The organism is Streptococcus periodonticum, assembly GCF_003963555.1.
Lineage (GTDB): Bacteria > Bacillota > Bacilli > Lactobacillales > Streptococcaceae > Streptococcus > Streptococcus anginosus.
The window spans coordinates 915,996-938,115 of record NZ_CP034543.1; the positions used below are offsets into that span (position 1 = coordinate 915,996).

Genomic DNA, 22,120 nt, shown 5'->3' on the forward strand with positions numbered 1-22,120 from the left:
ATGCAAATGATAGATTACACAGTATTAATGAAACTGGGTTATAAACAACATACAGCCAAAGGCATTATTAAACAAGCTAAAGCTTGGCTTGTGGAAAATGGGTATGAATTTTACCTCAATAAACGTTGTGGTGTTGTACCTGCGTATGCTGTAGAAAAAGTAATAGGAGTACAATTTGAGGGGGAAGTCAGATGAGTAAAACAAAGTATCCTTGTGTATTTAAAAATGATAAGACTGGGTTCTATTACTATAGTGTAGAACTGGGAGTAGATAGAATTACAGGGAAACGAATTCAGAAAAAATCTTCTAAATCGACAAAAGGAAATCCGTTTCGTACAGCTAAAGAAGCTTACGAGGAAGTTACCAAAATTAAATTAGAATATCATAAAGTGAAAAGTTACAGCGATTATGATATAACCTATGAACGGTTTATGAAAGAACACTATTTGCCAATGTATGAGAAAAGTGTTGAAAAAGGGACATGGATTTCTAAACAACCTGCATTAAAATTGTTAGTTCAGAGGTTTGGAAAAATTAGGCTACGGGACATCACGCTAACAAACTGTGAGAAATTTAGAGTCTATCTCTTGACCCATGACCAATATTCTCAAAACTATGCTTCCATGATTTATGGAGCGTTTAGAAAAACTTTAGACTATGCAGTCAAAATACAGTACCTAGAAGTGAATGTATCCAAACAAACGGATGCAATTTCTAAAGGACGAGCAACTGTAGCTTATTGGACTAAAGAAGAGTTTGAAAAGGTACTGACAAGCTTCTATATTGATGACCTTTATGAACACATGTCCTTTATTGCAGTTTGGTTATACTATATGACTGGAATTAGAGTGTCTGAGGGGTTAGCGCTAAAGTGGACAGATGTAGACTTAGAGAATAAAAAGTTACGGATACATGGGACTTTGGAGAGAAGAGGAAGAGCAGAATATGAAGTAAAGAACTATACGAAGACCGTAAGTAGTCAACGTATTATCTCTTTAGATGATACAACGGTTCAACTGTTGACGAAATGGAAGCAAAGACAGGAAAAACAACACATAGCTCCTTTTATCCTCAGTTATTCTAAAACACCCCTCTACCGTTCGACAATCAATAGAATTATCAAACGCCATGCCGATATTAGCGGTGTCCACCCAATACAGGCAAAGGGGCTAAGGCATAGTCATGCAAGCTATCTCATTAATGAGCATAACATTGATGTCCTAGTGATTTCGAGAAGATTGGGACACTCAAGTCCTGAGATAACGCTAAAACATTACGCCCACCTATGGTCTAGGAATGACGAAAGCGTAGCACAGGCTATAGAGGACGACATTATTATTAAGCATAGTATAGAAAGTAAGGTGAAGTTTAAAGGAAACCAAAGCATAAAGAAAAAATAAACAAATAACCCCCAACGCATAAAGGTTAGCGTTGGGGGTTAAAAGCAGGGATAGAGGCAGGGAATAAGTTAACTAAAAGTTGCGATAAGTAGAATAACTTAACGTTAAATTCTTATAAAATCAATTGAAAAAAGATTGGAATAGAGGTTGACTTACTCCCATTCAACCGTTGCTGGTGGTTTGCTGGTGATATCGTAGACAATACGGTTGACGTGATCTACTTCATTGACGATACGAACAGAGATTTTTTGCAATACTTCCCAAGGAATTTTAGCAAAATCTGCTGTCATTCCATCGATAGAAGTAATAGCACGAATGGCAATGGTATAATCATAAGTTCGACCATCACCCATAACACCTACTGAACGAACACCAGTATTTACAGTGAAGTATTGCCAGATATCACGATCGAGTCCAGCTTTCACAATTTCTTCACGGAGAATGGCGTCGGATTCACGTACAGTTGTGAGTTTTTCTTCGGTAATCTCGCCCATAATACGAATGGCAAGTCCTGGACCCGGGAATGGCTGACGCCAAACAATTTCATCTGGCATACCAAGTTCTGTACCAAGCGAACGAACTTCGTCTTTATAAAGTGTATTGAGAGGCTCAATCAGCTCAAACTGCATGTCTTCTGGCAGACCACCAACATTATGGTGTGATTTGATTGTTTGGGCAGTATCTGTACCAGACTCAATGACATCTGTGTAAAGTGTTCCTTGTGCGAGGAATTTTACATCTTTCAGCTTACTTGCTTCATCATCAAAGACGTAGACAAATTCATTGCCGATGATTTTACGTTTTTGCTCTGGATCAGAAACACCAGCTAATTTATCAAGGAAACGTTTGGCAGCGTCTGCTTTGATAATATTCAGACCGAATTTCCCACCAAGGGAATCCATAACTTGATCTGCTTCGCCCTTTCGGAGCAATCCATGATCTACAAAGATACAGATAAGCTGGTCTCCAATAGCTTTTTGAAGGAGAACACCAACAACTGATGAATCAACACCGCCTGAAAGCCCGAGAAGAACACGTTTATCGCCAACCGTTTCTCGAATTTGCTTGATTTGCATTTCAATAAAGTTATCCATTGACCAGTCGCCTTTGGCGCCACAAATATTCAAAGCAAAGTTGCGTAGAATGTCATACCCATAAACAGAGTGGCGTACTTCAGGGTGAAATTGAATGCCATAAATCTGCTTTTCAGGTTGCTCAATAGCTGCAAATGGACAGTCGGCAGAAGTACCAGTACGTACAAATCCTTGAGGAATTTCGGTGACAGCATCTCCGTGGCTCATAAGAACGATTTGTTTTTCAGGAGTTCCTGCAAACAGTTTAGAGACAGTATGAGTGAGCTCGGATTGACCGTACTCACGGTTTCCGGCATTTTCAGCAGGTACAACTTTCCCACCTAATTTGTGAGTCAAAAGCTGCATTCCATAGCAAATTCCCAAAATTGGAATACCCAATTCTAAAATTTCAGGATCAATGTCAAATGCTCCTGCTTCATATACAGACTTTGGTCCACCTGACAAAATGATTCCGACTGGATTTATCTCACGAACCTCAGCAGCTGTGATTTTATTGCTTTTCAGCTCAGAAAAAACACCAATCTCGCGGATTCTGCGTGAAATAAGCTGATTGTATTGGCTCCCATAATCCAGTACAATAATTCTTTCGACATCTTGCAATTCAGTTGTAGTTGTCATTTCTTCCCTTTCTTAAAAGACTTTTCTTTGTTTATTCTAACACAAAATAAAGACTTTTTCCAATAACATTAAGTAGCGATTGACTTTTATTTCAATTGATAATACAATGAAGAGAGGAAACCATTCTTGAAAGGGGTTACTATGCTTCCAGCTTATATTAAAATTCACGATCAAATAAAAAAAGAAATTGACGAGGAAATCTGGAAAATCGGGCAACGTCTGCCAAGTGAGCGCGATTTAGCTGAACAATTTGAGGTTAGCCGCATGACACTTCGTCAGGCAATCACTCTTTTAGTCGAAGAAGGAGTGCTAGAGCGCCGTATGGGTAGCGGTACATTTGTAGCCAGTACGCGAGTTCAGGAAAAGATGCGCGGCACAACCAGCTTTACAGAAATCATCAAATCCCAAGGCAAGACACCTTCAAGTCAATTGATTTCTTACCGTCGAACACTGCCAAGTAAAGAAGAGGTCGAAAAATTAGGAATTGAGAAGACGGAAAACGTTGTCCGAATGGAGCGGGTGCGGTATGCGGATAATATCCCCGTAGTTTACGAAGTCGCTTCCATTCCAGAGAAATTCATCAAAAATTTTAATAAAGAAGAAATTACGAAACATTTTTTTCAAACCTTACAAGAACATGGCTATAAAATCGGAAAATCTCAACAGACCATTTATGCTCGTCTTGCCAAAGAAAAGATTGCACATCATCTAGAAATTCCTAAAGGACATGCCATTCTTGCTTTGACACAGATTTCTTATTTTGACGACTGCACCGCTTTTGAATATGTTAAAAGTCAGTATGTCGGCGAACGATTTGAATTTTATCTGGAAAATAACTGATTTAAACTACATAATTTAATATACGTAAACACCCTTAGTGATTTAAGAGTGTTTTTTAGTGAGTAAAGCTCTTCACTAGTAGAGTTTATCTGTATTTTTTGATATAATAATCTTTATGGAAATTGAAAAAACCAACCGAATGAATGCTCTTTTTGAGTTTTATGCAGCGCTTTTAACAGATAAACAAATGAATTATATCGAGCTTTACTATGCGGATGATTACAGTTTGGCTGAGATTGCTGAGGAATTTCAAGTTAGTCGTCAGGCTGTTTATGACAATATCAAACGAACAGAAAAGATTCTCGAAGACTATGAAAAGAAGCTCCACATGTATTCAGACTATATCGTCAGAAGTCAGATTTTCGATCAAATAACGGAAAAATATGCTAATGATGCCTATTTACAAGAGCAAATCGCAATTTTATCTAGTATTGACAATCGAGAATAGTGAATTGTTGACTCAAAAAAACGCAAAATTCAATAACCAATAACATAGAAATTAACTAGGAGAAATATATTTTATGGCATTTGAAAGTTTAACTGAACGTTTACAGAATGTTTTTAAAAATCTACGCAGAAAAGGAAAAATTTCAGAGAGTGATGTTCAAGAAGCGACCAAAGAGATTCGCTTGGCACTCTTGGAAGCCGATGTGGCTTTGCCAGTTGTTAAAGACTTTATCAAGAAAGTTCGTGAGCGCGCTGTCGGACACGAAGTCATTGATACACTAAATCCTGCTCAACAAATCATCAAGATCGTTGATGAAGAATTGACCGCTGTATTAGGCTCTGATACGGCAGAAATTATCAAATCTCCAAAAATCCCGACTATTATCATGATGGTCGGTCTTCAAGGTGCTGGTAAGACTACGTTTGCCGGAAAGTTGGCCAATAAACTCAAGAAGGAAGAAGGCGCTCGTCCTTTGATGATAGCTGCTGATATTTATCGTCCGGCGGCCATTGACCAGCTTAGAACTCTTGGTCAGCAAATCGATGTACCAGTCTTTTCACTAGGCACAGAAGTACCAGCAGTAGAGATTGTTCATCAAGGTCTGGAGCAAGCCAAGGCTAATCACAATGACTATGTCTTGATTGATACGGCAGGTCGTTTGCAAATTGACGAAAAACTCATGAATGAGCTGTGCGATGTTAAAGCACTGGCTCAACCAAATGAAATCCTCCTGGTCGTAGATGCAATGATTGGTCAAGAAGCCGCGAATGTAGCTCGCGAATTCAATGCTCAGTTGGAAGTAACTGGGGTTATTCTGACTAAGATTGATGGCGATACACGTGGCGGTGCAGCCTTATCTGTCCGGCAAATCACTGGCAAGCCAATTAAGTTCACTGGTACTGGAGAAAAGATTACCGATATTGAAACTTTCCACCCAGATCGGATGTCTAGCCGCATTTTGGGCATGGGAGATATGCTGACCTTGATTGAAAAAGCTTCTCAGGAGTATGATGAGCAAAAAACACTTGAGATGGCTGAAAAAATGAGAGAAAATACCTTTGATTTCAACGATTTCATTGATCAGCTAGATCAAGTACAAAATATGGGGCCAATGGAAGATTTGTTAAAGATGATTCCTGGCATGGCTAACAACCCTGCGATGAAGAATTTTAAGGTAGATGAAAACGAAATCGCCCGCAAACGTGCCATTGTATCATCTATGACACCTGTCGAACGGGAAAATCCCGACCTTCTTAATCCAAGTCGTCGCCGTCGGATTGCTGCAGGTTCTGGTAATAGCTTTGTCGAAGTGAATAAGTTTATTAAGGACTTTAACCAAGCAAAATCCGTCATGCAAGGTGTCATGTCTGGCGATATGAATAAGGTGATGAAGCAAATGGGGCTCAATCCTAACAATTTACCGAAAAATATACCAAATATGAACGGTATGGATATGTCAGCCCTTCAAAATATGGACATGTCCGCTTTAGGGGGAGCTGGTAATCCTGATATGAGCCAGATGTTTGGTGGCGGACTTAAAGGAAAAATCGGCGAATTTGCAACCAAACAAGCCATGAAACGTATGGCAAATAAAATGAAAAAGGCTAAGAAAAAACGAAAATAAACATATTTTGTAGTAAATGATGATTGGAATAAAGCAGTTCAATTTGGTGGGCTGTTTTATTTTTTTTGAAAAACTATTGACATTTGATGATAAACGTGTATTCGAGAAATTTCAGGAGGACAATTACAACGCGCAGGTATCTGTCGTGCGTCGTGCTATGATAAATCAACCAGAACTTTTATTTGCTGATGAACCTACAGGTGCTTTAAACTCAAAAATCAGCCAGAAAGTGATGGAAAGTTTTAAAGAAATCAACAAAAAAGGTGTGACTATTGTTTTAGTCACTCATGATAGCAAGGTAGCGGCTTACGCCAACCGAATTGTTTTTATGAAATATGGCAAAATACTTACTGAACTAGAACATATAAAAAAACAAAACCAAGATATTCAAAACGATAACGATATAACGATATTGATAATATAATAAGATCAGTTGTATAAAATTCAGTGATTCCAACACCGATCTTATTTTGTATTGTGTATTATCTATTACAAAGTAAAGAAACGAATCTTTCAATAGACTCTTACATACGTCTTTCCGAAAAACTATAATTTTCTTGAAAAAAATACAGGAGTGTGCTATACTTCTATTTATAGAAAATGATGGAGAATATCTTAATGAAACGCGAAATATTGTTAGAAAGAATTGAAAAACTAAAGGCCATCATGCCTTGGTACGTTTTGGAATACTATCAGTCTAAATTGACTGTTCCATACAGTTTTACAACCTTATATGAATATCTCAAAGAATATGATCGCTTTTTTCATTGGATTTTAGACTCTGGAATTGCTGATGGGCCGCAGATTGCAGAAATTCCTCTGTCAGTATTGGAAAATATGACTAAAAAAGATATGGAAGCGTTTATTCTTTACTTACGGGAGCGTCCATTGCTGAATGCTAATACTACACAGAACGGAGTATCGCAAACCACCATTAATCGCACTCTTTCTGCTCTCTCTAGCCTTTATAAATATTTAACTGAAGAGGTGGAAAATGAGAATGGGGAGCCTTATTTCTATCGTAATGTCATGAAAAAAGTGTCTACTAAGAAAAAGAGAGAAACTTTAGCTGCGCGCGCTGAAAACATCAAACAAAAACTCTTTTTGGGCGAAGAAACTGAACAATTTTTGAATTATATTGATGAAGAATACCCTAAAAATTTATCAAATCGGGCTCTCTCCTCTTTTGAAAAAAATAAAGAGCGAGATTTAGCCATCATAGCACTGCTTCTTGCATCTGGTGTTCGTCTATCCGAGGCACTAAATCTTGATTTGAAAGACCTAAATCTCAAAATGATGGTCATTGAAGTTACTCGTAAGGGCGGGAAAAGAGATTCTGTCAATGTTGCAGCTTTTGCCAAAGCTTATTTGGAAAGGTACCTGGAGGTTCGCTCTAAACGTTATAAAGCCGAAAAATCAGACACCGCCCTCTTTTTGACAGAATACCGCGGCATTCCCAACCGTATCGATGCCTCCAGTGTTGAAAAAATGGTTGGAAAATACTCGCAAGATTTCAAAGTTCGAGTGACACCTCACAAACTCCGCCATACGCTGGCTACTCGACTTTATGATGCTACTAAATCTCAAGTTTTGGTCAGTCATCAGCTAGGACATGCCAGTACTCAAGTTACAGACCTCTACACCCATATTGTTAATGACGAACAAAAAAATGCATTGGATAATTTATAAAATAAAAAGTTTGCATAATTTAAGGTATGCAAACTTTTTATTTGAATTGAGCTAAATGCTACTAGTTTGTGCCCATGCTTATAGTTTCTGGTAGGGTACTACCGCCGTCAATGACAATTTGAGATCCTGTAAGATAGGAGGATTCGTCACTACCTAAAAAGGCAAAGAGTTCCCCTACTTCTTGCGGTTTAGCTAATCTTTTCATTGGGACAGCGGCTGCAATATCTTGAATAGGAACTTCTGGATGTTCTGGGTTGGATTCCAGGGCCATTTTTTCGACCATCGGTGTCCGAGCATAGCCTAGCTGGCTGCAGTTAACCCGGATATTGCGATCGGCATATTCTACTGCCAAGGCCTTGGTTAAGCCGACCAGAGCTGCCTTGGTCATCGCGTAAGCTGCTTCTCCAGCATCAGCAACCAAATCGCCTGTCACAGATGATGCGATGACGATAGCGCCTGCTCTCTGTTTCAACATGGGCTTGATGGTTGCCTGACAAGTGTTCCAAACGCCCTTGATATTGACATTAATATGTTGATCCCGTATCTGGTCTGTCATTTCTTCAAAGGGCGCCAGCTTGCAGATACCAGCATTACAGCAGGCAATATCAAGATGCCCAAAGGCTTGGATAGTCTGAGAGACAGCCGCTTCCAAATCTTCTAGACGACTGACATCACCGATATAGCTGATAGTATCTATTTGGTAGCTGTCACGAAGTTCTTGAGCAGTTGCTTCTACTTGAGGGTCTCGATCGAAAAGGCAGAGCTTGGCGCCATATTTAGCATAGACTGAGGCAATGCCCTGACCCAGACCGACAGCAGCTCCAGTAATCAAAGCAACTTTTCCATCTAATTTAGCCATAGTAACCATCCTTTCTAAAACGAAGAAGTTTGACAGATTTTTGTGACATTTTATGATGTATTTCTAACTTTAGTCTAGTACTTTTCTAGTTGCTTGTCAATATAATAATGAAGGAAAACCTCGCATTTGCTATGATGTTTCGTCCTCTTTATAAAAAATCTATCCAATAATTTCTGTAGGGTTCGATAATAAGGAACTTGCTCCAAAGCGGATATTCTCCAAGCGATTATTGGCTGTGGTGTATCCCAGAAGCATCTGAACATTCTGATAACCAACTTCTTCAAACTATAGAAAAAACATCCTTAGTTAAATAAATGTAAGAATGTTTTTATTTTGTTATAGTCTTGTGATTTAGCCAACCACTGCTTCTGCAATTTCTTCTTGGCTAATTCCAGCGAAATAGCGAGAAATATCCAGGTTTTCAAGAGCATTTAAAACATCTTCTCTTTCATATTTAACACCCTTGAGGACTTCTTCTACTGCTGCTACATCTTCGATTCCAAAGAAATCTCCGTAAATTTTGATGTTTTCGATTTTTGACTGAACAACATTGGCAAAGATTTCGACTTTACCACTAGTAAACTTGGTACCACGACGAACATTGTATGCTGGCGATTTGCCATAGTTCCAATCCCAAGTAGCAAATTTAGTTTCCTTGATATGGTTGATTTCAGCTAGTTCATCATTAGAAAAGGCATATTCTGTCATTTCTGGATGTTCTTTCTTCATATAGTCTAGCAGGAGGTCGCGAAATTGCTCGACAGTAATTTTTTCAGGCAATTCATCAACGATATTGGTTACACGAGCTCGAACAGACTTAACACCTTTGGACTCGAACTTGTCCTTGGAAACTTTTAAGGCATTCGCTAAGACGGATAATTCTACGTCAAACAGCAAGCAACCGTGATGCATGATTCGGCCATTGATGTAGGCCTGAGCATTGCCACAGAACTTTTTACTGTCAATTTCCAAATCGTTGCGCCCTGTAAATTCGGCTTTTACACCTAATACTTCCAAGGTCTTGATGACCGGAATAGAGAAGTTCTTAAAATCAAAGGCTTTGTTCTCAGATTCTTTGGAAATGATGGTGTAGTTGAGATTGTTATAGTCGTGATAGACGGCTCCACCTCCACTGATACGACGAACAACCTCAATGCCATGCTCTCGGACATAGTCACGATTGATTTCTTCAATAGTATTCTGATGACGTCCGACAATGATAGAGGGTTTATTGATCCAAAGCAAGAAAATCATATCTTCGTCAAGAAGATGCTTGAAGGCATACTCCTCAAGAGCGATATTAAAAGCTGTATCATTACTGTTGTTAATAATGTATTTCATCTCAATCGTGCCTCTTATCTTTTCTTTGGAGCATGAATAGCCATGCCGAGTACGTCTGCAAATGCTTCGTACATAACTTCTGAGAATGTCGGATGACCGTGAATGGTTTTGAGCATTTCTTCCACCGTGATTTCCATTTCGATGATAGTAGAAGCTTCATTGATTAACTCAGCTGCTGCAGGGCCGATAATGTGAACACCGAGAACTTCTCCGTATTTCTTATCAGCAATCACTTTGACAAATCCTTGAGCAGCATCAGATGCAATTGCTCGTCCGTTTGCTGCGAAGTTGAATTTGCCGATAGCTACATCGTATTTTTCGCGAGCTTGTTCTTCTGTCAGACCGACTGCCGCAACTTCTGGCAAAGTGTAGATGGCTGCTGGAGTTAGATTTAATTTAGCAACTACGTGATTGCCTTTGAGAGCATTCTCTGCAGCTATTTCTCCCATACGAAAGGCTGCATGCGCCAACATCTTGGTACCGTTAATGTCTCCTGGTGCGTAAATTCCTGAAAAAGAAGTTTCCATATATTCATTGACCTTGATGCGACCACGGTCTAGTTCAAAGTCAACCTCGCCAATTCCCTCCAAATCAGGTACGCGTCCAATAGAAAGCAAAGCTTTATCAGCTATGATATCTTCTTTTCCTGCAACTTTGATGCGGAGCTTGCCATTTTCTTCGACAATTTCTTCCAACTTGGTCTCTGTCAAAATGGTCATGCCCTTGCGCTCAAGGATGAGCCGAAGGTTTTTAGAGACTTCTGCATCCATAGCTGGAACAATCCGATTCATCATTTCGACAACCGTCACCTTGCTACCAAAGGTCATGAAAGCCTGTCCTAGCTCAATACCAACAACGCCACCACCAATGATTATTAAACTTTCTGGAACTTCCTTCATATCCAGGATATCATCGCTAGTCATGACAAGTGGTAATTCCATACCTGGAACGTTAATCTTGCTGACTTTTGATCCACCAGCTAAGATAATTTTCTTGGTTTCAAGAAGTTCAGAACCGTTCACTAAGACATTCTTATCTTTGGTAATGGTACCAATTCCTTTGTAAACATCAACATCATAGCTGCGAAGCAGACCTGCAACACCTCCGACAAGTGTGTTGACAACCTTATTTTTAGTTTCCAGAACTTTATCCATATTGACAGTAAAGTTTGGATTTTCAATGATAATACCGCGGTTTGCTGCATGGGCTAGGCTTTCAATAATTTCTGCATTGTGAAGATAGGTCTTAGTCGGGATACAGCCACGGTTGAGGCAGGTTCCACCTAGTTCAGATTTTTCAACAAGGGCAATCTTGCCTCCTAATTGAGCTGCTTTAATCGCTGCCACATAGCCAGCTGGTCCGCCACCAATAACCACAATATCATAAGCGTCATCACTCTTATTATCGTCGTTAGAAGTTGTGGTTGCAGTTGGTGTTGAACTAGCATCTGAAACAGCCACAGTAGTCGGAATATTTTCTCCTTCTTCGCCCAGATAACCGATAACTTCCGTTACAGGAACAATCTCACCGTCTCCTTTCAAGATAGCAATCAAGTAGCCGTCTTCTTCTGCTTCTAACTCCATGCTGACTTTATCTGTCATGATTTCTAGAAGGATTTCTCCTTCTTTTACAAATTCGCCAACTTTTTTATTCCATTGAACAATCTGTCCTTCTGTCATATCAACGCCGGCTTTTGGCATAATTACTTCTAAGGCCATGTTTTTATTTTCCTCTCATTTAAACTTTTTTTACACCAACATTGAAATTGGGTCTTCAATCAGTGCTTTTAGGTCTTTCATGAATTTAGCACCTGCCATACCGTCCACAACTCGGTGGTCAATAGTTAATCCAAGACTCATGATTGGTCGAATAACAATCTCTCCGTTCACTACGACTGGTTTTTCAACGGTTGAGCTAACGCCCAAAATCGCTGAATTGGGTTGATTGATAATTGGGCCGAACGATTGAACACCAAACATTCCTAGATTACTAATCGTAAAAGTTGAGTTTTGCAATTCGCTTGGTGCTAATTTTCCATTTAAAGTCCGTTCAATCACATCCTTAAAGGCAACGACTAACTCAGACAGACTCATTTTTTCGGCATTGTAAACCACTGGTGTCATAAGCCCATTGTCCATCCCAACAGCCATAGCCAGATTGACATAATTGTGCATGATAATGGTTTGCCCGTCCTCTGTCAGAGACGAATTAAGATAAGGGTGCTTCATTAAGATTTTAACAACTGCCATAGAAAGCAAGTCTGTGACCGTGATTTTCTTTCCTGTCGCTTCCATAATTGTCTCTAAAACCCTCTTGCGCAGCGCCAGCAACTCTGTCATATCTACATCATAATTGAGAGTGAAAGTTGGTGCTGTCAGATAAGAATCCACCATTCGTTTAGCAATGACCTTCCGCATTGGCGTCATTGGAAGGCGCTTAATTTCTCCATAAGGAGTGGTGTTGTCAGGTATTTCTTCCGCTTTCTCAATTTGAGCCGGAGACTTGATGCTGTCTGACTCAACATTTTCAGGCAGCAAAGCCAGAATATCCTTTTTCATAATCTTGCCGTGCACGCCTGTCCCTTGGATTTCCTGCCAAGCGATGTTATTTTCTTCTGCAATACGTTTTGCAAGGGGCGTAATTTTCATAATATTGGATTCTCGATAACTTTCAATATCTTCTTTGTGAACGCGTCCCTTTGCACCAGTACCAGATACGTCATAGAGATTGATACCCAAGTCATCTGCTAATTTTCTAGCAGCAGGGGTCGCTCTTAATTTTTTGTCATCCATGTTCTCTCTCATCCTTAAATAATTCATTGGTTGAGGCAATATTTGCCCTATTTCTTTGTTTTCACAAAGTTTCTACTGTTAATATTAGCAAAAATCGGGGATAAACTTTAAATTGCTTTACATAATTAAAGTTATGTAAACATAAATTTGCCGTTTATTTCCAGTTTACTCTTTATGATAAGTCTTACGGATAGCCTCTTTGATACTTTCAACTGTCGGAATCATAGCATTTTCAAGATTCTGAGCATAGGGCATAGGAACATCTTCGCCAGCACAACGGCGAATTGGTGCATCCAAATAGTCAAATGCTTCTGATTCGGAAATGATAGCAGAAATTTCACCGATATAACCACTAGTTTTGTGGGCATCATTGACTAGAACGACTTTTCCTGTTTTTTTGACTGAGTTGATAATGATATCCTTGTCCAGAGGCACCAAGGTACGAGGATCAACCACTTCTACTGAAATGCCTTCTTCTACCAATTCTTCAGCTGCTTGCATAACCCTACGGAGCATTTTTCCATAGGTCACAACTGTCACGTCCGTTCCCTCTTTTTTGATGTCACCAACACCGAGAGGGATTGTATAATCAGGATCAAGCGGAACTTCGCCTTTTTGGTTGAATTCTGACTTGTACTCAAGAATAATAACAGGATTGTTGTCGCGGATAGAAGATTTTAGCAACCCTTTCATATCCGCAGGAGTGCCAGGTGCCACGACCTTTAAACCTGGAATGTGGGTAAACCAAGATTCCAAAGATTGCGAGTGTTGAGCAGCTGAGCCGACACCATTTCCAGCTGCGCAGCGAATTGTCATCGGAACCTGACCTTTACCACCAAACATATAGCGAGTCTTAGCGGCTTGGTTGACAATTGCATCCATGGCAATGACAGAAAAATCCATAAAAGTCATATCTACAATTGGGCGTAGTCCAGTCATGGCCGATCCTGCTGCAGCTCCTGAAATAGCTGCTTCAGAAATTGGACAATCACGTACTCGTTCTGGACCGAATTCTTCTAACATTCCGACAGATGTTCCGAAATCTCCTCCGAAAATACCGACATCTTCTCCCATTAACAACACATTTTCATCGTGACGCATTTCCTCAGACATAGCAAGGATAATGGTATCACGGAAGGACATTGTTTTTGTTTCCATTTTATCTCCTCTCTTAGTCCGCGTAAATATCTTCAAAAGCTGACTCAAGCGGTGGGAATGGACTTTCCTCTGCGAATTTTACAGATGCTTCTATTGCTTCTTTAACCTCCGCTTGGATAGCTTCTAATTCTTCATTGCTTGCAATCTGATTTGCGAGTAAATATTTACGAAGATTTTCGATTGGATCTTTTTTCTTCCATTCTTCTACTTCTTCACGAGTACGGTATTTACCTGGGTCAGAAGATGAATGTCCCAACCAACGATAGGTCACACTCTCGATTAAGACAGGTCCTTTACCACTGCGAACATGCTCTACAGCTTTTTGGAAACCTTCATAGACATCCAAAACATTATTGCCATCTTCAATGAACATACCTGGAATACCATAAGCTGCGCTGCGCTCGTGGATGTGTTCTACATTGGTCATTTTCTTAATGTCTGCAGAAATACCATAGCCGTTATTGATACAATAGAAAATTACTGGTAGATTCCAGATAGAAGCCATGTTGACTGCTTCGTGGAAGACACCTTCGTTCGTTGCTCCGTCACCAAAGAAGCAAACCACGATTTTATCTGTTTGGTGCATTTGCTGAGTGAGGGCGGCACCGACTGCAATTCCCATGCCTCCGCCAACGATACCATTTGCTCCTAAGTTTCCGGCATCCAAATCAGCAATGTGCATGGAGCCACCTTTTCCTTTGCAGGTTCCGTTATATTTGCCCATGATTTCTGCCATCATGCCGTTCAGATCAATTCCTTTGGCAATCGCCTGACCATGACCACGGTGGTTAGAAGTAATCAAATCATCAGGATTGAGGGCCAGCATAGCTCCAACGCTAGCTGCTTCTTCTCCAACAGAAAAGTGAGTCATTCCTGGAACTTTCCCCTTTTTTACGAGTTGGGCAATTTTTAAGTCCATCCGACGGATCTCTTCCATCTTACGAAACATCTCTAGCAAAAGATTTTTATCTAAAGTTGACATAGTCGAGCCTTTCTATGAGTGTAATTCTATAATTTCATTCTATCCAAACTAAAAAATACTGTCAAAATTTATGCTTGAACAATTTCACAAAGAAAAATCAGCTAACCTTACTGGCAAGCTGATTTGAATTGACTAAATGAAAATTTCACAAATAGATTTTTCTACTTTTTTCCAAAATCCTCTATCATTTGATCGATTTCCGAACGACTTGGTGTTGTCAAAATATAATGAACATCTCCTTGTAAGTCTGCAAATGCCTTTGGCATGATTTTGACTGCTTTTAATTTATCGCCGTACTTTGCACGCAATTCTTCTTCTGAATACACATAATTTGAGGTTGAACGGCGTGAAGTAACCAAGCCATATTGTGCTTCGACTTGAGGTTGTGGGAAAGGTTCGCCATTCACAATATCTGCATATCCACGATAAAGGTCAATGGAGTGAGCAAAGTTATACAAATCAATCGTAAAAGCACCTGCTGGACGATTATTGTATTCTATGGCAATATAATCATCTCCGTCACGGAAAAATTCAATATGAAAGAAGCGTTCTTTCATGCCAAACGCTTTAATGATAGCTTCCCCATATTGACGTAACTTGGGATCCATGTCTTTTATAATATAGTATGAGTTTTCATAATGATTCAAAACTAAGTCTAAAGGAGTATAAGCATAGTCGAAAGTTGTTGAAAACACAATATTTCCCTTTGAATCCAGTAATCCGTCAAACGTACAAATTTGTCCAGAGTCAACGAATTTTTCAAAGAAATAAACGGTTTGCTTATCCCACTCTTGTTTAAATTGTTCAACATCTTCAGTAGTTTCAAGTTTATAAGTTCCTGCTGCGCCAACTCCATTGTCTGGCTTCGCAATCATCGGAAGTCCAATTTTACTGACAGCCATGTCAACTGCCTGCAAGGTTTTTACAATTTGACCAGGAACGACAGGAACTCCAGCCTTTTTAAAGAGTTTCTTCATTTCAGACTTAAATTTTGTCTTTTTCAAGTCTTTTGGCTTTGGTCCTACAACATTAAATTGTTCACGCAATTTTGCGTCTTGGTCCAACCAATATTCATTGTGTGACTCAATGCGGTCAATTGGTCCGTGCTTGTAAAAAAGGAAGGCTACAGCACGTTTCACTTCATCAAGATTTTCTAAATTTTCCACACGAAAATATTCTGTTAAAGCATTTTTCAACGGTTGATCTAGTTGATCATAAGGTTCTTGCCCGATGCCCAAAACAGTAATTCCTTTATTTGCAAGTTCAACAGTAAATTGTTGAAAATTTTGCGGATAATAAGGTGAAATAACGATATAGTTCATAATAGTGTTTCCTTTCTAATCATAGGTTTAATTGATTGAGAAAATAAGGCATTTGCTTGCGCCACCAAATCCAGTCATGCGAAACATCATATCCCCATTCAGCAAACCATGCTGGAATGTTCTTATGTTCAAAGGCTTCTTTTAAGGTGTAGAAAGAAGGTAGTCCGTCCTGTTCCCATGCACCAAGTCCTGTACAGACAATGATATCAGCATTGCGATAGCGGTCAATAAACCAACCATCGTTTTGATTCCAAATGTAATCTGCTGGTGAATTTTGATAAATTGCTTCATCATCTAAACAATCACCGACAAAGAAGCGGGCATCGTAAACTCCGCTGAGGGCGATGACCTTGTTAAAGACATCGGGGTGCTGGAGAAAGAAATTAACAGCGTGATAGGCTCCCATAGAACAACCTGTCGTCATCATTGGATCAAACCAACCTGTTTTATGCTTGATAAAAGGAATGGCTTCCTCAATGACATAGCGCTCATAAGCTCGGTGCATTTCCGCGCGGTCGTGAGGAGCTTTCCAATCAGCCAGCCAGCTTTCACTATCTACACTACTCAAAGTGAAGAATTGAATTTTTCCTGTTTCGATAAACCATGAACAAGCCTCAATCATACCAAAATCTGCATATTCATTGTGACTGCCTCCTGATGAAGCAAAAACGACTACAGGCATTCCAGCGTGCCCGTAACGATTCACATACATTTCACGATTTAAATGACCACTCCAATGGCTTAAAAATTCAACATGCATATAAATTCTCTCCTCATATTCTTAATTAATTTATTTACCATTTTTCGCTAAAGAAGCGAAGACAATCAGGTAAATGCTCAGCCCAGGCTACTTCATTGTGTTCTGCCCCAGCTTGGATATGAAACAACAGATTTTCCAAATCCAAACCGCCCGCTATTAACTGACGGAAGTAAGTTAATGACGAATCAATATAAGCTTGTTTGATATTGCCAGCCATTAAGGTTTTATCGGTGTCATCTGCTTCTTCTGTTCCAACATAAATATAAATACGCTGATCTGCTAATAAGTTATGGCGTTCTATATAACGATTGAACGCTTCCTGATGCAGCCAGTTTGCAGATGAGAAAATACCCAAGCATCCAATTTGCTCTTGGTATTCAATTCCCATAAACTGCGTAATGTTTCCGCCTAAAGAAGAACCAACCATAGCCGTGTGCGCTCGGTCTGACTTGGTACGATAATACTCGTCAACAAAGGGTTTAACAACTTCCATGACAAACTCCGCATACTCTGTTCCCTTGCCGCCAAATTGCATACCTGGAATAGTTGATTCTTGATATTTCCATGCAGAATACTCATTCATTCGATTAAAACCATCATTGTCAATCGCCACCACAATCATTTTTTCAATGTCGGGATTTCTCTTAATCGTTGGAATGATTTTCCAAGAATGTCCACTAAAAGACTCTTTACTATAAAGGACATTTTGACCGTCATGAAAATAAACTACAGGATAGGATTTCTGAGTATCTTGCTCATAATTTCTAGGAAGTAGCACTCGAACACGGCGCTTTTGTTTGCTATAAGGCACTTCTAATGCATGTTCCCTTACTTCAAGGTAAAAATAGGATTGATTCATTGTCAGAAAACTTTCTATTTTCAAAATTTTTATCTATTATATCATAAAATATGCAAAAAAGTTAGGGAATTCCTAACTTTTTTAATACTTTTATAACAAATCATCATTATTTCTATCTTTTCCAAAAGAAAACTAGAGATTTTGATAATTTTTGATAGCTTGTAGCGCTCGTTTTGCTATTTTTTCATAGCGTTCTTTTTTGTCTCGAATGCGTGAACCGTCCAACTCCTTGATAATTCCAAAATTGACATTCATTGGCTGGAAATGTTTGCTATCAGCATGCGTGATATAATGAGGTAAGCTTCCAATAGCAGTTGTTTCTGGAAAGACCAGAGCTTCTTCTCCATTGAAAAGTCTAGTTGCATTGATACCGGCTACCAGCCCAGATGCAGCGGATTCCACATACCCTTCTACACCGGTCATCTGACCTGCAAAAAAGATATTCTCTTGTTTTTTAGACTGGAACGTCTGTGTCAGGAGATTTGGTGAATCCATGTAAGAATTGCGGTGCATAACTCCATAGCGAACAAATTCTGCATTTTCTAATCCCGGAATCATCCGAAAAACGCGCTTCTGTTCACCCCATTTTAGGTGTGTTTGGAAACCAACAATATTATAAAGGCTTCCAGCTGCATTGTCCTGACGAAGCTGCACAACTGCATAGGGTGTCTTAAATTCACCGTCACGGGGTCCTTTATAGTCATCCGGGTATTCCAAACCAACTGGCTTCATAGGACCGTAGAGCATGGTTTTTATTCCTCTTTTTGCCATCACCTCAATCGGCATACAGCCTTCAAAGTATTTTTCTTTTTCAAAGCTATTTAACGTTGCTTCCTCGGCATTTACCAAAGCGTCATGAAAAGCCATAAACTCATTCTTAGTCATAGGAGCATTGAGATAAGCAGCCTCTCCCTTGTCATAGCGAGATTTGAGGTAAACTTTCTCCATGTCAATTGTATTGACATCTACAATCGGTGCTGCTGCATCATAAAAGTAAAATCCAGCTCCACCATTTAGCGCGTGAATCTTTTCAGCAAGTGTATCACTTGTCAAAGGCCCCGTCGCAATAACAGTAATCGTATCATCAGGAATTTTGGTGATTTCCTCACGAATAACTTCGATTAAAGGATGGTTTGTCACCTCATCAGTCACCATTTGTGAAAAACCGTCACGGTCAACTGCTAACGCTCCTCCGGCCGGTACACGCGTAGCTTCTGCTGCTCGCATAATGATTGAATCCAAACGGCGCATTTCTTCTTTTAACAAACCAACCGCATTCGTTAGCGAATCCCCCCGTAGAGAGTTAGAACAGACTAGCTCTGCAAAATCACTAGTCTTATGTTGCGGAGTAGATTTCACTCCTCGCATTTCATACAGCTTAACAGGAATACCGCGTTTAGCAATTTGATAAGCTGCTTCGCTACCTGCAAGACCAGCTCCTATGACATTGATGTAAGATTGAGACATGAAACAAATACCTCTTTGGGAGGAGACTCCCACAAATCTTTCTAATTATTCTTAACCATTATAACAGAAAAAGCCCCTACTGACGAGTGAGACTTTCTAGAATGCAAATACACTAACTTATTAGTATCCATCCTCAAACATTGGTGTAAAGAATATAATGATTGGTCATGTATCTATTTCTTTAACATTTTTTCCAGATAAGCAATTTTAACAAAATCCTTATCATTATTTTGGTCATTTCGATAGGAATCTTGCGAAGATGCTGTGTAAATCTTAAGATATTGTTCAGCATCAGGAAGAAAATAAATTACCCCTGCTGTTTCATGTTTTACCAATTCATCTAAAGGAATCCCAGCAAAGTTTTCCAAAGTATTCATGCTACCAAATTCAACCGATAGATTTCCTTTTTGAAATTCGTGCTCGTGCAAATCTACTAATTGGTAGCCAAGCCGGTTCATAATCGTTTCAATCTTTTTAAAATCATAAATTCGTACCTCATCAGGTGCGTCCCATCCCCTAGGATCTCCTGAAACATGGATATCAATATCTCGCGCTTGCCAATCTCGACCAGTTACCTGTTCAAGCCCTAGTGAACCCATAAGCAAAGGAGTGATTCCAATTCCGTTCAATTCCTTTGCAATCTTTAAAAATTCATCAAATTTCTCTTTCATACAGTTTCCTTTGCTATATATAAAGAAAGTTTACATAAAATAAATTACGTAAACATCTTTAACTTATTTTACTTTTTCTTCTTCGTAATCCCCATTGCTGCAGACAACTTGCTTGCCTCCACCACGAACTTTCTTTTCTACAAGATACTGACCGCATTTCGGACAAGAGCGACCAATCGGTTTATCCCAAGAAGTAAAGTCACAATCTGGGTAGCGATTGCAGCCATAGAAAAGGCGATTGCGTTTGGTTTTGCGCTCAATGATTTGCCCTTTGTGACACTTAGGACACTCTACACCGATTTCTTTGACAATCGCTTGAGTATGACGACAGTCAGGAAAATTGCTACATGCATAGAATTTACCATAACGGCCCAATTTGATAACCATAGGACTTCCACAGACTTCACAGTCAAATCCAGCAGGTTCATCTTTGATTTGAATTTTTTCCATTTCAGTTTCTGCTTTTGCAACTTCTTTTTCAAATGGCTTATAAAATTCATCAATGACCTTTTGCCATTGCTCTTTTCCTACTTCTACATCATCTAGCTTAGCTTCCATATCAGCGGTAAATTTCACGTTGACAATATCGGGGAAAAATTCAACAATCAGAGAATTCACGATTTCTCCCAATTCAGTTGGCTCAAAGCGCTTAGAAACTAATTTGACATAGTAGCGCTTTTGAATAGTTTCGATTGTTGGTGCATAAGTTGACGGACGACCGACACCATTTTCTTCCAATGTCTTAATCAAGGTCGCTTCAGAATAACGAGCAGGTGGTTGTGTGAAATGCTGTTCAGGATTGGTGTTGACCCGTTTCACTGTATCACCCTTTTCCATATCAGGCAACATTTTATTCTTATCAGAATCATTGTAAATAGCTAGATAACCGTCGAATTTAACTTGACTACCATTTGCAGCAAATTGAACACCGTTTCGCTCCAACTTCACACTCATAGTGTCAAATACTGCTGCAGTCATTTGACTAGCCACAAAACGATTCCAAATCAGCGTGTATAGCTTCAATTGATCTTTATCTAGATATTTCGCGATATTTTCAGGTGTGTTGAACACACTTGACGGACGAATCGCTTCATGGGCGTCTTGTGCGCCAGAAGCATTTCGGACTCTACTCCCGTGTTTAGAATATTTCTCACCAAAACGGTCTGTAATAAAGGTTGCAGCTTCGTTTTGAGCTACCGGACTAATACGAGTGGAGTCTGTACGCATATAGGTAATCAAACCTTGCACACCAGATCCGATATTAATTCCTTCATAAAGTTGCTGAGCAACCATCATGGTCTTACGAGTTCGGAAATTAATTTTATTGGCAGCGTCCTGCTGCATAGATGATGTGGTATAAGGCAGCGGAGCATTGCGCTTGCGTTCCTTTTTCTCAACGCTTTCGACAGTAAATTCATCGCCTTCAATATGAGAAAGAACATTTTTTACATCATCGTTGGTAGCAAGCTTCATCTTCTTGCCATTCATGCCATAAAAGCTGGCTTGAAATTGACGAGTTCCTTTTTTGAAAGTTCCGTCAATCGTCCAATACTCTTCCGGCTTAAAAGCATTGATTTCATTTTCACGGTCAATGATGAGTTTCAAGGCAACAGATTGCACACGTCCAGCTGACAATCCTTTTTTGACCTTTTTCCAGAGAATTGGAGAGATAGAGTACCCCACAATACGGTCAAGGACACGACGCGCTTGTTGAGCATCTACCAAATCCATGTCAATCTGGCGCGGTTCTTTAAAAGCATTTTTTACTGCATCTTTCGTGATTTCGTTGAAAACAACACGATTTTTATCTGTCTCGTCCAGATTTAAGATATGAGCCAAATGCCAAGAAATAGCTTCTCCTTCACGGTCCGGGTCACTTGCAAGATAGACTTGTTTCGCTTTTTTAGCTTCTTTTTTCAAATCATTGATAAGAGGACCTTTCCCGCGAATATTGATATATTCTGGCTCATAGTTGTTTTCAAAATCGATGGACATGGTAGACTTTTTCAAATCGCGAATATGTCCAACGCTGGCTAAAACTTTGTAGTTCCGCCCTAAATATTTTTCAATTGTTTTTGCTTTAGCTGGCGACTCTACAATCACCAGATTTTTTTTCATTGCTGTTTTTTTCTTTGTTTTTGTTACCAATGTAAACACCTTCTAAAAGTAATAAACCTCATAGAGTTTAAACTATTT

General features: G+C 39.5%; 20 protein-coding genes. 7 read left to right on the forward strand and 13 right to left on the reverse strand.

Going from position 1 to position 22,120, the window contains the following annotated elements; translation table 11 throughout:
* The gene (locus EHW89_RS04465; protein ID WP_014621517.1) at positions 1-195 is read left to right on the forward strand and encodes a DUF3173 family protein; all 195 of its coding nucleotides are present in this window, start codon (positions 1-3) and stop codon (positions 193-195) included.
* Positions 192-1,400 carry a tyrosine-type recombinase/integrase gene (locus EHW89_RS04470; RefSeq protein WP_126466912.1) on the forward strand — a complete coding sequence of 403 codons (1,209 nt, stop codon included), beginning with the start codon at positions 192-194 and terminating at the stop codon, positions 1,398-1,400. The genes EHW89_RS04465 and EHW89_RS04470 overlap by 4 nt, the downstream gene beginning before the upstream one ends.
* Positions 1,401-1,552: 152 nt before the next feature.
* On the opposite strand, the gene guaA is transcribed toward EHW89_RS04470, so the two are convergent.
* Positions 1,553-3,112, reverse strand: a complete 1,560-nt coding sequence (gene guaA / locus EHW89_RS04475; RefSeq protein WP_126466914.1) for a glutamine-hydrolyzing GMP synthase — start codon at positions 3,110-3,112, stop codon at positions 1,553-1,555.
* A 141-nt stretch (positions 3,113-3,253) separates the two neighbouring features.
* Here guaA and EHW89_RS04480 point away from each other — a divergent pair, with 141 nt between their 5' ends.
* From EHW89_RS04480 to xerS, 5 genes are all read left to right on the forward strand, one after another.
* Positions 3,254-3,952, forward strand: coding sequence for a GntR family transcriptional regulator (locus EHW89_RS04480; protein WP_021001683.1), 699 nt, complete (start codon positions 3,254-3,256; stop codon positions 3,950-3,952).
* 115 nt (positions 3,953-4,067) lie between these two features.
* Positions 4,068-4,400, forward strand: a complete 333-nt coding sequence (locus EHW89_RS04485) for a putative DNA-binding protein (RefSeq protein WP_003034487.1) — start codon at positions 4,068-4,070, stop codon at positions 4,398-4,400.
* Between the two features lie 73 nt (positions 4,401-4,473).
* Positions 4,474-6,024 (forward strand): signal recognition particle protein, encoded by a 1,551-nt coding sequence (gene ffh / locus EHW89_RS04490; RefSeq protein ID WP_106384771.1) that lies wholly within the window; start codon positions 4,474-4,476, stop codon positions 6,022-6,024.
* Between the two features lie 16 nt (positions 6,025-6,040).
* Positions 6,041-6,448: a P-loop NTPase family protein gene (locus EHW89_RS09405; protein WP_226997587.1), complete on the forward strand. Its 408-nt coding sequence runs from the start codon at positions 6,041-6,043 to the stop codon at positions 6,446-6,448.
* Positions 6,449-6,642: 194 nt separating this feature from the next.
* Entirely contained in the window at positions 6,643-7,713 is a 1,071-nt protein-coding gene (xerS, locus tag EHW89_RS04500) for a tyrosine recombinase XerS (protein WP_126466916.1), read from the forward strand.
* Between the two features lie 61 nt (positions 7,714-7,774).
* Here xerS and ucpA read toward each other — a convergent pair whose 3' ends face one another.
* From ucpA to topA, 12 genes are all read right to left on the reverse strand, one after another.
* Positions 7,775-8,572: an SDR family oxidoreductase UcpA gene (gene ucpA / locus EHW89_RS04505; RefSeq protein WP_126466919.1), complete on the reverse strand. Its 798-nt coding sequence runs from the start codon at positions 8,570-8,572 to the stop codon at positions 7,775-7,777.
* A gap of 351 nt (positions 8,573-8,923) precedes the next feature.
* On the reverse strand, positions 8,924-9,913 hold the full coding sequence (locus EHW89_RS04510; protein ID WP_126466923.1) for a lipoate--protein ligase: 990 nt from the start codon (positions 9,911-9,913) through the stop codon (positions 8,924-8,926).
* Positions 9,914-9,927: 14 nt separating this feature from the next.
* Positions 9,928-11,631 (reverse strand): dihydrolipoyl dehydrogenase, encoded by a 1,704-nt coding sequence (gene lpdA, locus EHW89_RS04515; RefSeq protein WP_126466927.1) that lies wholly within the window; start codon positions 11,629-11,631, stop codon positions 9,928-9,930.
* 30 nt (positions 11,632-11,661) lie between these two features.
* Positions 11,662-12,705: a dihydrolipoamide acetyltransferase gene (locus EHW89_RS04520; protein ID WP_126466930.1), complete on the reverse strand. Its 1,044-nt coding sequence runs from the start codon at positions 12,703-12,705 to the stop codon at positions 11,662-11,664.
* A 165-nt stretch (positions 12,706-12,870) separates the two neighbouring features.
* Complete coding sequence (locus EHW89_RS04525) at positions 12,871-13,863, reverse strand: alpha-ketoacid dehydrogenase subunit beta (protein ID WP_003030236.1); 993 nt, start codon at positions 13,861-13,863, stop codon at positions 12,871-12,873.
* A 13-nt stretch (positions 13,864-13,876) separates the two neighbouring features.
* Entirely contained in the window at positions 13,877-14,845 is a 969-nt protein-coding gene (locus EHW89_RS04530; RefSeq protein ID WP_126466932.1) for a thiamine pyrophosphate-dependent dehydrogenase E1 component subunit alpha, read from the reverse strand.
* 161 nt (positions 14,846-15,006) lie between these two features.
* A complete protein-coding gene (locus EHW89_RS04535; RefSeq protein WP_106079310.1) occupies positions 15,007-16,167 on the reverse strand; it encodes an ATP-grasp domain-containing protein in 1,161 nt (386 codons plus the stop codon).
* A 19-nt stretch (positions 16,168-16,186) separates the two neighbouring features.
* Entirely contained in the window at positions 16,187-16,927 is a 741-nt protein-coding gene (locus EHW89_RS04540; RefSeq protein WP_126466935.1) for an esterase family protein, read from the reverse strand.
* A 34-nt stretch (positions 16,928-16,961) separates the two neighbouring features.
* Positions 16,962-17,786, reverse strand: coding sequence for an alpha/beta hydrolase (locus tag EHW89_RS04545; protein ID WP_126466939.1), 825 nt, complete (start codon positions 17,784-17,786; stop codon positions 16,962-16,964).
* A 132-nt stretch (positions 17,787-17,918) separates the two neighbouring features.
* A complete protein-coding gene (gene trmFO / locus EHW89_RS04550) occupies positions 17,919-19,253 on the reverse strand; it encodes a methylenetetrahydrofolate--tRNA-(uracil(54)-C(5))-methyltransferase (FADH(2)-oxidizing) TrmFO (RefSeq protein WP_126466942.1) in 1,335 nt (444 codons plus the stop codon).
* A 173-nt stretch (positions 19,254-19,426) separates the two neighbouring features.
* Positions 19,427-19,924 carry a phosphoribosylanthranilate isomerase gene (locus EHW89_RS04555; RefSeq protein ID WP_126466944.1) on the reverse strand — a complete coding sequence of 166 codons (498 nt, stop codon included), beginning with the start codon at positions 19,922-19,924 and terminating at the stop codon, positions 19,427-19,429.
* A gap of 63 nt (positions 19,925-19,987) precedes the next feature.
* Positions 19,988-22,081, reverse strand: a complete 2,094-nt coding sequence (topA, locus tag EHW89_RS04560) for a type I DNA topoisomerase (protein WP_126466947.1) — start codon at positions 22,079-22,081, stop codon at positions 19,988-19,990.
* Positions 22,082-22,120: the final 39 nt, after the last annotated feature.

Bases quoted from the DNA above. Each gene is read 5' to 3' on its own strand.
- EHW89_RS04465 (WP_014621517.1), top strand. From the start codon at position 1: ATGCAAATGATAGATTACACAGTATTAATGAAACTGGGTTATAAACAA.
- EHW89_RS04470 (WP_126466912.1), top strand. From the start codon at position 192: ATGAGTAAAACAAAGTATCCTTGTGTATTTAAAAATGATAAGACTGGG.
- guaA (WP_126466914.1), bottom strand. From the start codon at position 3,112: ATGACAACTACAACTGAATTGCAAGATGTCGAAAGAATTATTGTACTG.
- EHW89_RS04480 (WP_021001683.1), top strand. From the start codon at position 3,254: ATGCTTCCAGCTTATATTAAAATTCACGATCAAATAAAAAAAGAAATT.
- EHW89_RS04485 (WP_003034487.1), top strand. From the start codon at position 4,068: ATGGAAATTGAAAAAACCAACCGAATGAATGCTCTTTTTGAGTTTTAT.
- ffh (WP_106384771.1), top strand. From the start codon at position 4,474: ATGGCATTTGAAAGTTTAACTGAACGTTTACAGAATGTTTTTAAAAAT.
- EHW89_RS09405 (WP_226997587.1), top strand. From the start codon at position 6,041: ATGATGATTGGAATAAAGCAGTTCAATTTGGTGGGCTGTTTTATTTTT.
- xerS (WP_126466916.1), top strand. From the start codon at position 6,643: ATGAAACGCGAAATATTGTTAGAAAGAATTGAAAAACTAAAGGCCATC.
- ucpA (WP_126466919.1), bottom strand. From the start codon at position 8,572: ATGGCTAAATTAGATGGAAAAGTTGCTTTGATTACTGGAGCTGCTGTC.
- EHW89_RS04510 (WP_126466923.1), bottom strand. From the start codon at position 9,913: ATGAAATACATTATTAACAACAGTAATGATACAGCTTTTAATATCGCT.
- lpdA (WP_126466927.1), bottom strand. From the start codon at position 11,631: ATGGCCTTAGAAGTAATTATGCCAAAAGCCGGCGTTGATATGACAGAA.
- EHW89_RS04520 (WP_126466930.1), bottom strand. From the start codon at position 12,705: ATGGATGACAAAAAATTAAGAGCGACCCCTGCTGCTAGAAAATTAGCA.
- EHW89_RS04525 (WP_003030236.1), bottom strand. From the start codon at position 13,863: ATGGAAACAAAAACAATGTCCTTCCGTGATACCATTATCCTTGCTATG.
- EHW89_RS04530 (WP_126466932.1), bottom strand. From the start codon at position 14,845: ATGTCAACTTTAGATAAAAATCTTTTGCTAGAGATGTTTCGTAAGATG.
- EHW89_RS04535 (WP_106079310.1), bottom strand. From the start codon at position 16,167: ATGAACTATATCGTTATTTCACCTTATTATCCGCAAAATTTTCAACAA.
- EHW89_RS04540 (WP_126466935.1), bottom strand. From the start codon at position 16,927: ATGCATGTTGAATTTTTAAGCCATTGGAGTGGTCATTTAAATCGTGAA.
- EHW89_RS04545 (WP_126466939.1), bottom strand. From the start codon at position 17,786: ATGAATCAATCCTATTTTTACCTTGAAGTAAGGGAACATGCATTAGAA.
- trmFO (WP_126466942.1), bottom strand. From the start codon at position 19,253: ATGTCTCAATCTTACATCAATGTCATAGGAGCTGGTCTTGCAGGTAGC.
- EHW89_RS04555 (WP_126466944.1), bottom strand. From the start codon at position 19,924: ATGAAAGAGAAATTTGATGAATTTTTAAAGATTGCAAAGGAATTGAAC.